Raw genomic sequence first — 8,618 nt, forward strand, 5'->3', positions numbered from 1 at the left:
TGACGGCGAGCTTGACCCAGTCGCGGATCGGCTCGTCTCTGACGATGGGCATCCGCCAGATGTCACCGGCTTCCACGTTCTGCGTCAGCAGGACTTCCCCGGTGTCGAGGTCGACGATGTTGGCGACGCCGTCCTCGGGGATCTCGAAAGTCTTGTCGTGCGAGCCATACTCCTCAGCCTGCTGCGCCATCAGCCCGACGTTAGGGACGGTGCCCATCGTCGCCGGATCAAATTGGCCGTGCGTCTTACAGAAGTTGATGATTTCCTGGTAAATGCGGGAAAAGGTGGACTCGGGGTTGACGGCTTTGGTGTCCTTTTGCCGCCCGTCGGCGCCCCACATCTTGCCGCCCGCCCGGATCATCGCCGGCATCGACGCGTCCACGATCACGTCGCTGGGCGAATGAAAGTTGGTGATTCCCTTGGCCGAGTCGACCATGGCCAGCTCGGGCCGGTGTTCGTGGCAGGCGTGCAGGTCGCGGATGATCTCGTCGTGTTGCGAGGCGGGCAGCGACTCGATCTTGTTGTAGAGGTCGACCAATCCGTTGTTGACGTTGACGCCGAGTTCGTCGAACAGTGCCTGGTGCTTCGCGAAGGCCTCCTTGTAGAAGATCTGCACGGCGTGGCCGAAGACGATGGGGTGCGAGACCTTCATCATCGTGGCCTTCACGTGTAGCGAGAACATCACGCCGGTCTCGTATGCGTCCTCCATCTGCGCCTCGTAGAACTCGCACAGGGCCTTCTTGCTCATGAACATGCTGTCAATGACGTCGCCGTTCCGCAGCGACACCATAGGCTTGAGCACGATCGTCTTGCCGCTTTTGGTCTCCAACTCCATCTTCACGTTGCGGGCACGGTCCAGCGTCAGCGACTTCTCGCCGTGGTAGAAGTCGCCGGTCCGCATGGTTGCGACATGGGTACGCGACGCCATCGACCACTCGCCCATGCTGTGAGGATGCTTGCGCGCATACTCTTTGACGGCATTGGGCGCGCGACGGTCCGAATTACCCTGCCGCAGCACTGGATTCACGGCGCTGCCTAAGCATTTGGCATAGCGGTCGCGAATTTCCTTGTCCTCGTCCGTTTTCGGACTTTGCGGATAGTCCGGAACCTTGAATCCTTTGCCTTGCAGTTCCTTGACGGCAGCGACCAGTTGGGGCACCGAGGCACTGATGTTCGGCAGCTTGATGATGTTGGTGTCAGCCAGCTTCGTCAGCCGGCCCAGTTCGCCCAGGTTGTCCGGCACTTTTTGATCGTCGGTCAGATAATCGGGGAACTCGGCCAGGATCCGTGCGGCTACCGAGATGTCACTGCTCTTGATCTCGATGCCCGCCGGCTCGGCGAAGGCCCGCACAATCGGCAGAAATGAATAGGTCGCCAGCAGGGGCGCCTCGTCGGTCAGCGTGTAGATGATGGTCGGCTGTTCGGCACACACGGTCTGTCTCCCGGTATCACTATCGGTCACGTCTTGACGGGCTTCGTTTTGGTAACTGACTGTCACGTTATCAAGGGCGTTTCGCCTGGTTTCGACCTCGATGAGGGCCCCGGCGAACCGGAGGACCCAGCGTTAGTTCGATTCGATGTTAGTTCGAGTCGATCTCTGTCCGCGGGGTAAGCGCAGGAGACCGCTAGCACGTGATCGGCTTAATGAGATAAGCTTCGTTTCGGTCATGAGCGCCAGCGTCAAGCCCCGGCTTGCTGGCCGGCAACCCTCCAACCGCGGTGGGGTGCCCCGGGTGATGACCAGGTTGAGTAGCCAAGACCGGCTACGTCGGCAAGCGCGGGTCCGTGGTGACGGGCCCCCCGAGTAGACAGGGAAACCTGATGCGCACCTATTTGGGCTGGCTCATCGTGCGTCGCAGTTGCTGAACGCATGGCTGCCGGTTGACGTCGAGGCTTTGAGATGGCGTCCGGCGCAGTCGCGAGCACTCGACCACCCATTTCCTCCCAGAAAGACATCCACGTGAGTTCCGAAACCAACGCTGATAGCGAAACCGACCAGGCCGCACACTGGTCGTTTGAAACCAAACAGATCCACGCCGGCCAGCAGCCCGACCCGACCACCAGCGCCCGCGCGCTGCCGATCTACCAGACCACGTCTTACGTCTTCGACGACACCGCACACGCCGCGGCGCTGTTCGGGCTAGAAGTCCCGGGCAACATCTACACCCGCATCGGAAACCCGACCACCGACGTCGTCGAGCAGCGCATCGCCGCGCTGGAGGGCGGCGTGGCCGCGCTGTTCCTGGCCTCCGGGCAGGCCGCGGAGACGTTCGCGATCTTGAACGTGGCCGGCGCCGGCGACCACATCGTGTCCAGCCCGCGGCTCTACGGCGGCACCTACAACCTGTTCCACTATTCGCTGCCAAAGCTGGGTGTCGACGTCAGCTTCGTCGAGGATCCCGACGACTTGGACTCGTGGCGGGCCGCGGTGCGCCCGAACACCAAGGCGTTTTTTGCCGAGACCATCTCCAACCCGCAGATCGACGTGCTGGATACCCCCGGGGTCTCCGGGGTGGCCCACGAGCATGGTGTGCCGCTGATTGTCGACAACACCGTCGCCACCCCCTACCTGATTCAGCCGATCGCCCAGGGCGCCGACATCGTGGTGCACTCGGCCACCAAGTACCTGGGTGGGCACGGCGCCGCGATCGCCGGCGTGATCGTCGACGGCGGCACCTTCGACTGGACACAAGACCGCTTCCCCGGCTTCACCACCCCAGATCCCAGCTACCACGGCGTGGTGTACGCGGAACTGGGGCCGCCGGCGTTCGCGGTCAAAGCGCGGGTGCAATTGCTGCGCGACTACGGCTCGGCTGCGTCGCCGTTCAACGCGTTCCTGATTGCGCTAGGCCTGGAAACCCTCAGCTTGCGTATCGAGCGCCATGTCGCCAACGCCCAGCGAGTCGCCGAATTCCTGGCCGGCCACGACGGTGTGCTTTCGGTCAACTACGCCGGCCTGCCCAGCTCGCCATGGTACGAGCGGGCAAAGAAGTTGGCGCCCAAGGGAACCGGAGCGGTGTTGTCGTTCGAGTTGGCCGGTGGAATCGAGGCAGGCAAGGCGTTCGTCAACGCGCTGAAGCTGCACAGCCACGTCGCCAATATCGGCGACGTGCGATCGCTGGTGATTCACCCGGCATCGACGACCCATTCCCAGCTCAGCCCCGCCGAGCAGCTGTCCACCGGGGTGAGCCCCGGGTTGGTGCGGCTGGCCGTGGGCATCGAGGGCATTGACGACATCCTGGCCGACCTCGAGCTCGGCTTCACCGCGGCTCGAAAATACAGCGGCGCGAAAGCCGGCAGCGGCGACCCGCACGCCGTGGCGGCGTTCTGAGGTGGCTCCAGATGACGATCTCTGACGTGCCGACCCAGACGCTGCCCGCCGACGGCGAGGTCGGCGTTGTCGACATTGGCTCGCTGACCCTGGAAAGCGGCACCGTACTGGACGACGTCAGCATTGCCGTGCAGCGTTGGGGCGAACTTTCGCCTACCCGCGACAACGTCGTCGTGGTGCTGCACGCGCTGACCGGCGATTCGCACATCACCGGACCCGCCGGGCCCGGGCATCCGACACCGGGCTGGTGGGACGGCATAGCCGGTCCGGGCGCGCCGATCGACACCGACCGCTGGTGCGCGGTCGCCACAAATGTGCTGGGCGGCTGCCGCGGCTCTACCGGGCCGAGCTCGATTGCCCCCGACGGGAAACCCTGGGGTTCAAGGTTTCCGTTGATATCGGTGCGAGACCAGGTCGAGGCCGACGTGGCCGCGCTGGCAGCGCTGGGCATCACCGAAGTGGCCGCCGTGGTCGGCGGGTCGATGGGCGGAGCCCGCGCACTGGAGTGGATCGTCGGCCACCCCGACCGGGTGGGCGCGGGTCTGCTGTTGGCGGTAGGTGCGCGTGCGACGGCCGACCAGATCGGCACACAGTGCACCCAGATCGCGGCCATCAAAGCCGACCCGAACTGGCAGGGCGGTGACTACTACCGCACCGGGCGCAGCCCGGATGCCGGGCTGCACATCGCCCGCCGCTTCGCGCATCTGAGCTACCGCGGCGAGGTCGAGCTGGACACCCGCTTCGCCAATAACCCGCAGGGCGGGGAAGATCCAGCGGATCCGGAGGCCGGCGGGCGCTACGCAGTGCAGAGCTACCTGGAACACCAGGGCAGCAAGCTGGTGTCACGCTTCGACGCCGGCAGCTATGTGGTGCTCACCGAGGCACTGTCCCGTCACGACGTCGGCCGGGACCGCGGCGGCGTCGCCGCGGCCCTGCGCGGGTGCCAGGTGCCGGTGGTGGTCGGCGGAATCACCTCTGACCGGCTTTACCCGCTGCGCCTGCAGGAGGAGCTCGCCGGGCTGTTGCCCGGATGTCGCGAGTTGCAGATCGTCGACTCGATCTACGGGCACGACGGCTTCCTGGTGGAATCCGAAGCGGTTGGTGAACTGGTACAGCAGACCCTCGACTTGGCCCGCGGGTCGGCCACCGGCGAAGGCGCGTGTTCGCGGTGACCCAGTCCCGGCAGGACCGCTCATTGTCGTTTGGCTCTGCAGCGGCCGCGTACGAGCGGGGCCGGCCGTCCTACCCGCCGGAGGCGATCGATTGGCTGTTACCGACCGGGGCTCGCGACGTGCTGGATCTCGGCGCAGGTACCGGCAAGCTGACCACCCGGCTGGTGGAGCGGGGGCTGGACGTGGTCGCCGTCGACCCGATTGCCGAGATGCTGGAGATGCTACGCAAGTCTCTGCCGGACACGCCGGCGCTACTCGGCACGGCGGAGGAGATTCCGCTGGCGGACAACAGCGTTGATGCGGTGTTGGTCGCACAGGCTTGGCACTGGTTCAACCCGGATCGAGCGATTCCCGAAGTGGCCCGGGTGCTGCGGCCGGGGGGACGACTGGGTCTGGTGTGGAACACCCGCGACGAGCGGCTTGGCTGGGTGCGCGAACTGGGTCACATCATCGGCCGCGACGGCGATCCGGTCCGCGACAAGGTGACATTGCCGGATCCGTTTAGCGGAGCGCAGCGCCACCAGATCGAGTGGACGAATTACCTTACGCCGCAGGCATTGATCGACTTGGTCGCTTCTCGTAGCTACTGCATCACCTCGCCGACCGAAGTGCGCGCCAAAACGCTGGATCAGGTACGTGAGTTGCTGGCAACTCATCCGGCACTGGCGAACGCGAGAGGCCTTGCGCTGCCGTACGTTACGGTCTGCGTGCGCGCAACCCTGTCGTAGTTCCCGACGATATATGTCAGAAGTTGAGCCCGGAAAACATGACTCGGCTGGGATCGTACTTCTGCCGCACGGTGCTGAGTCGGGATAGATTCGAGCCGAAGTACCGCGACGGCGGCTGGTTTGCCTCGATGTAGTTCACGTAGCCGCCAACTGAATACGGTCGCACCGCTTGGTGTGCCGTGTTGAGCCAGCTGGTCGCCGCCGCCGGGTCACCCGTTTCGACGTACCACTGCACCAACGCGGACTGCTGACGCCATGGGAAAGCGGTGGCACCCGGCGCCACACTGGCGAGGGCGCCGTCGAGTGCGTGCATGATGGCCAACATTCGGCCCGCGCCGCGGGGAAAGGCGTTGACCGCCGAGGCGATCCCCTGGGCGGCGGCCGGGGTGATCGTCGTAAAGACGTCGGATCCGCCGACATATCCGAGCGGTGACGGGTTGAGGTTGCCGACGGCCAGATAATTCACCAGGTCCAAATAGTTGAACGTGTGGTTCTCGGTCCCGGTCGGTTGCATTCCGACGGCCGACGTGATCGCGCTCGCCACGCTGTTGCCCGACCCGGCCGGGCTAGTCGCCATGATGCGACAGTGCGTACCCATCGGGTCGACGGTGGCGTCGGCCAATGCCCAACTGCTTCGGTCGGCGGTGCGCAGCCAGTTCTGCCAACCCACGAGGACCTGCGCGAACGACTGCGGCGGGAAATTGAGGTTGACCACGTCGACGTCGCCGGTGGGGAAGGTGGCGAAGGTCAGCGAGGTGGTCACCCCGAAGTTGCCGCCACCGCCGCCTTGCAGCGCCCAGAACAGGTCGGGCTGGCTAGCCGCAGAAGCGGTGACCGCCTGGCCGCCGGGCAGGACCACGGTTGCCGACCTCAGTGCGTCACACATCAGGCCCGCGTGCCGGGAATGGGCGCCCAACCCGCCCCCCAGAGCGTGCCCCGAGGCGCCGACCGAGGGACAGGTACCCGTCGGGATGCCCCGTCCGGCTGCCGCCAGCGCTTGGTGCATTGCGTACAAACTGGTCGCGGGCGTAACGGTGACCTGCCCGGTGCCGGCGTCGTAATTGATGTCCCCGGGTAGCTGGCGCAGGTCGAGCACCATGGTTCCGTTGGCCGTGGACGCCCCCACATAGGAGTGCCCACCACTGCGCGGAGCGACCTTGAGGTTATTGGCAGCAGCGAATGTCATCGCCTTTTGCACGTCCGCCGGTGATGTCGGGACGACGACCGCCGCAGGCGTCAGACCGTTGTAGTTGGTGTTGAAAACCTGTTTGGCGGAGCCGAATTGGGGATTGTCCGGCCGCAACACCTGCCCGCCGATAGCGCCAGAAAGACCGTCCCAGCCGGAAGTCCTCGGATCGGCGCCGGCTCGGCCCGATACGGCTCGTACCGATCCGGCGATCGCGCCGGCGGCTAACGCTCCGACGGCACCCCGCAGAAACGTCTGGCGCGAGATCTCATGCGTCAAAGTCGGGCCCCCGCGATTGCGTCACGTCCCGCATTGTCGATCACGGAAACCGCGGTGCCGCACGACGTGTCGCGAGATAACTGAAACGTGCGCGAACCTTGACCTCACCGTGTTGTGAACGTGACCGCGATAAACCAGGGTTGCTAACCGGAACGCTTGAGTGCTGCGGTTGCACTCCCACCAATGAGGAGCAAGGCATGGCGACGCTCGCGATCACCCGCAACTGGATGTGGCGTTTGAACAACCAACCACTGACCGTTCAGTTGCTGCTGTGCGCCGGTTGTCTGATCACCGCGGCCACAGTTTCTTCGGCGCCGGTAGGGGCGGACCCGCACGACGACGACTTCATCGACGCACTGAGCCACGCCGGCATCGAGTATGGCGAACCGGGAAACGCGATGTCCGTGGGCCAGTCGATCTGCCCGATGCTCGCCCAACCGGGCGGCAGCTTCGCCGCTGTCGCGTCGGGCGTCTCCCACCGGGGCATGTCACCGCAGATGGCCCAGATGTTCACCACCATCGCCATCCAGACCTACTGCCCAGAGGAGATGGGAAACATCCTCGGCGGCAACGTATCTGGCCTGCAGCAGGTCCCGGGGATGCCGGGGATGATCCCAGGAATCTAACGGGTACCCAGCGGGTCGATCGTCCAAGCGATATAGACCATTCCTGCCGCGACCAACGCCATCGTGGTGAAGTCAATTCCCTTGCTGCGCAGCACCAGAAGCCCGGCACGGTCTTCGGTGAGCGCTAGCCGAAGCACCGCGGCGACGCCGACGCCGATGCCAATCAACAGCGCGCCGCGGCGCCAGAAGTTTGCCGCCGCAAGCGCGAACGCCACGGCGAAGATCAACACGACCGTCACGATCGGCCATTGCGCGCGGAACACCTGGCGCAAACTCATTGCCCTTCGGCCAATTCGACGACGTTGGTCAACAGGAATGCGCGGGTCAGCGGGCCGACGCCACCCGGATTCGGCGAAACCTGACCGGCGACGTCCCACACACCCGGGTGCACGTCACCGACCAGCCCGTCGGCGGTACGGCTGACACCGACATCGACGACCGCGGCGCCGGGACGCACCATGTCCGCGGTGAGCATGTGCGGGACGCCGACGGCCGCCACGATGATGTCCGCCTGCCTGGTCAACGCGGGCAGATCACGAGTTCCGGTGTGGCACAGGGTCGCAGTGGCGTTCTCCGAGCGTCGCGTCAGTATCAGGCCGAGTGGACGGCCGACGGTGACACCACGACCGATGACCACGACGTGCGCGCCGGCGATCTCGACGTCGAAGCGCCGCAACAGGTGGACGATGCCGCGCGCGGTGCACGGCAACGGCGCCGGGGTGCCCAGCACCAGCCGGCCCAGGTTGGTCGGATGCAACCCGTCGGCATCCTTGTCCGGGTCGACACGCTCCAGCGCGGCGTTCTCGTCTAGCTGCTTCGGCAGCGGCAATTGCACGATGTAGCCGGTGCACTCGGGGTTGGCGTTGAGTTCGTCGATGGTCTCGTTGAGCTTCGCCTGGCTGATATCGGCGGGCAGGTCACGACGCAGCGAGGTGATGCCAACCTTGGCGCAGTCGGCATGCTTTCCGCGGACGTAGGCCTGCGACCCCGGGTCGTCGCCGACCAGGATGGTGCCCAATCCGGGAGTGCGGCCCGCTGCGGTCAGCGCGGCCACCCGCTGCTTCAGGTCAACGAAGATCTCGTCGCGCGTGATTTTGCCGTCCAACCTGATCGCACCCACGCCCCACAGTCTGGCATGCCCGACGCGCTAGCCGATTGACGGCGATCCGCCGCGTTCGGCTTCGCCGCACTTGCGATCGCCGCGGTAGCCGATTGATGGCGACCCGCTGCGTTCGGCTTCGCCGCACTTGCGATCGCCGCGGTAGCCAATTGATGGCGACCCGCTGCGTTCGGCTT

Annotated in this window: 7 protein-coding genes, 1 pseudogene and 1 riboswitch; of the genes and pseudogenes, 4 read left to right on the forward strand and 4 right to left on the reverse strand. The window is 65.4% G+C overall.

Translation table 11 applies throughout. The features are described 5' to 3' along the window. Window positions 1-1,432: NADP-dependent isocitrate dehydrogenase (locus tag WAN71_RS24885; RefSeq protein WP_422227882.1), on the reverse strand; the 1,432-nt coding region annotated here is incomplete at its 3' end. Between the two features lie 231 nt (window positions 1,433-1,663). Beyond that, window positions 1,664-1,784, forward strand: a riboswitch (SAM riboswitch). Window positions 1,785-1,960: 176 nt separating this feature from the next. Here WAN71_RS24885 and WAN71_RS24890 point away from each other — a divergent pair. Genes WAN71_RS24890 through WAN71_RS24900 form a run of 3 tightly spaced genes read left to right on the forward strand, consistent with a single transcriptional unit; the run spans window position 1,961 to window position 5,231 of the window. Continuing rightward, window positions 1,961-3,331, forward strand: coding sequence for a bifunctional o-acetylhomoserine/o-acetylserine sulfhydrylase (locus WAN71_RS24890; RefSeq protein WP_422227883.1), 1,371 nt, complete (start codon window positions 1,961-1,963; stop codon window positions 3,329-3,331). A gap of 11 nt (window positions 3,332-3,342) precedes the next feature. After that, window positions 3,343-4,503 carry a homoserine O-acetyltransferase MetX gene (gene metX, locus WAN71_RS24895; protein ID WP_422227884.1) on the forward strand — a complete coding sequence of 387 codons (1,161 nt, stop codon included), beginning with the start codon at window positions 3,343-3,345 and terminating at the stop codon, window positions 4,501-4,503. Continuing rightward, the gene (locus WAN71_RS24900; RefSeq protein WP_422227885.1) at window positions 4,500-5,231 is read left to right on the forward strand and encodes a class I SAM-dependent methyltransferase; all 732 of its coding nucleotides are present in this window, start codon (window positions 4,500-4,502) and stop codon (window positions 5,229-5,231) included. The genes metX and WAN71_RS24900 overlap by 4 nt, the downstream gene beginning before the upstream one ends. Before the next feature lie 16 nt (window positions 5,232-5,247). Here the strand turns inward: WAN71_RS24900 and WAN71_RS24905 are convergent, their stop codons facing one another. After that, on the reverse strand, window positions 5,248-6,696 hold the full coding sequence (locus WAN71_RS24905) for an FAD-binding protein (protein WP_422227886.1): 1,449 nt from the start codon (window positions 6,694-6,696) through the stop codon (window positions 5,248-5,250). A 197-nt stretch (window positions 6,697-6,893) separates the two neighbouring features. Between WAN71_RS24905 and WAN71_RS24910 the strand changes: the two are divergent. After that, a pseudogene (locus WAN71_RS24910) lies at window positions 6,894-7,319 on the forward strand (DUF732 domain-containing protein); the annotation flags it as partial. Here WAN71_RS24910 and WAN71_RS24915 read toward each other — a convergent pair. Together WAN71_RS24915 and WAN71_RS24920 are read right to left on the reverse strand one after the other, a co-directional pair. Then, window positions 7,319-7,600 carry a DUF3017 domain-containing protein gene (locus WAN71_RS24915; RefSeq protein WP_422227887.1) on the reverse strand — a complete coding sequence of 94 codons (282 nt, stop codon included), beginning with the start codon at window positions 7,598-7,600 and terminating at the stop codon, window positions 7,319-7,321. The pseudogene WAN71_RS24910 and the gene WAN71_RS24915 overlap by 1 nt on opposite strands. Further along, a complete protein-coding gene (locus WAN71_RS24920; RefSeq protein WP_422227888.1) occupies window positions 7,597-8,442 on the reverse strand; it encodes a bifunctional methylenetetrahydrofolate dehydrogenase/methenyltetrahydrofolate cyclohydrolase in 846 nt (281 codons plus the stop codon). The genes WAN71_RS24915 and WAN71_RS24920 overlap by 4 nt, the downstream gene beginning before the upstream one ends. Window positions 8,443-8,618: the final 176 nt, after the last annotated feature.

The sequence above is a fragment of the Mycobacterium sp. genome, from assembly GCF_049280035.1.
In the GTDB taxonomy this organism is placed as follows: domain Bacteria; phylum Actinomycetota; class Actinomycetes; order Mycobacteriales; family Mycobacteriaceae; genus Mycobacterium.

Excerpts from the sequence above, each read along its gene's own strand:
- metX (WP_422227884.1), top strand. The coding sequence starts at position 3,343 with ATGACGATCTCTGACGTGCCGACCCAGACGCTGCCCGCCGACGGCGAG.
- WAN71_RS24915 (WP_422227887.1), bottom strand. The coding sequence starts at position 7,600 with ATGAGTTTGCGCCAGGTGTTCCGCGCGCAATGGCCGATCGTGACGGTC.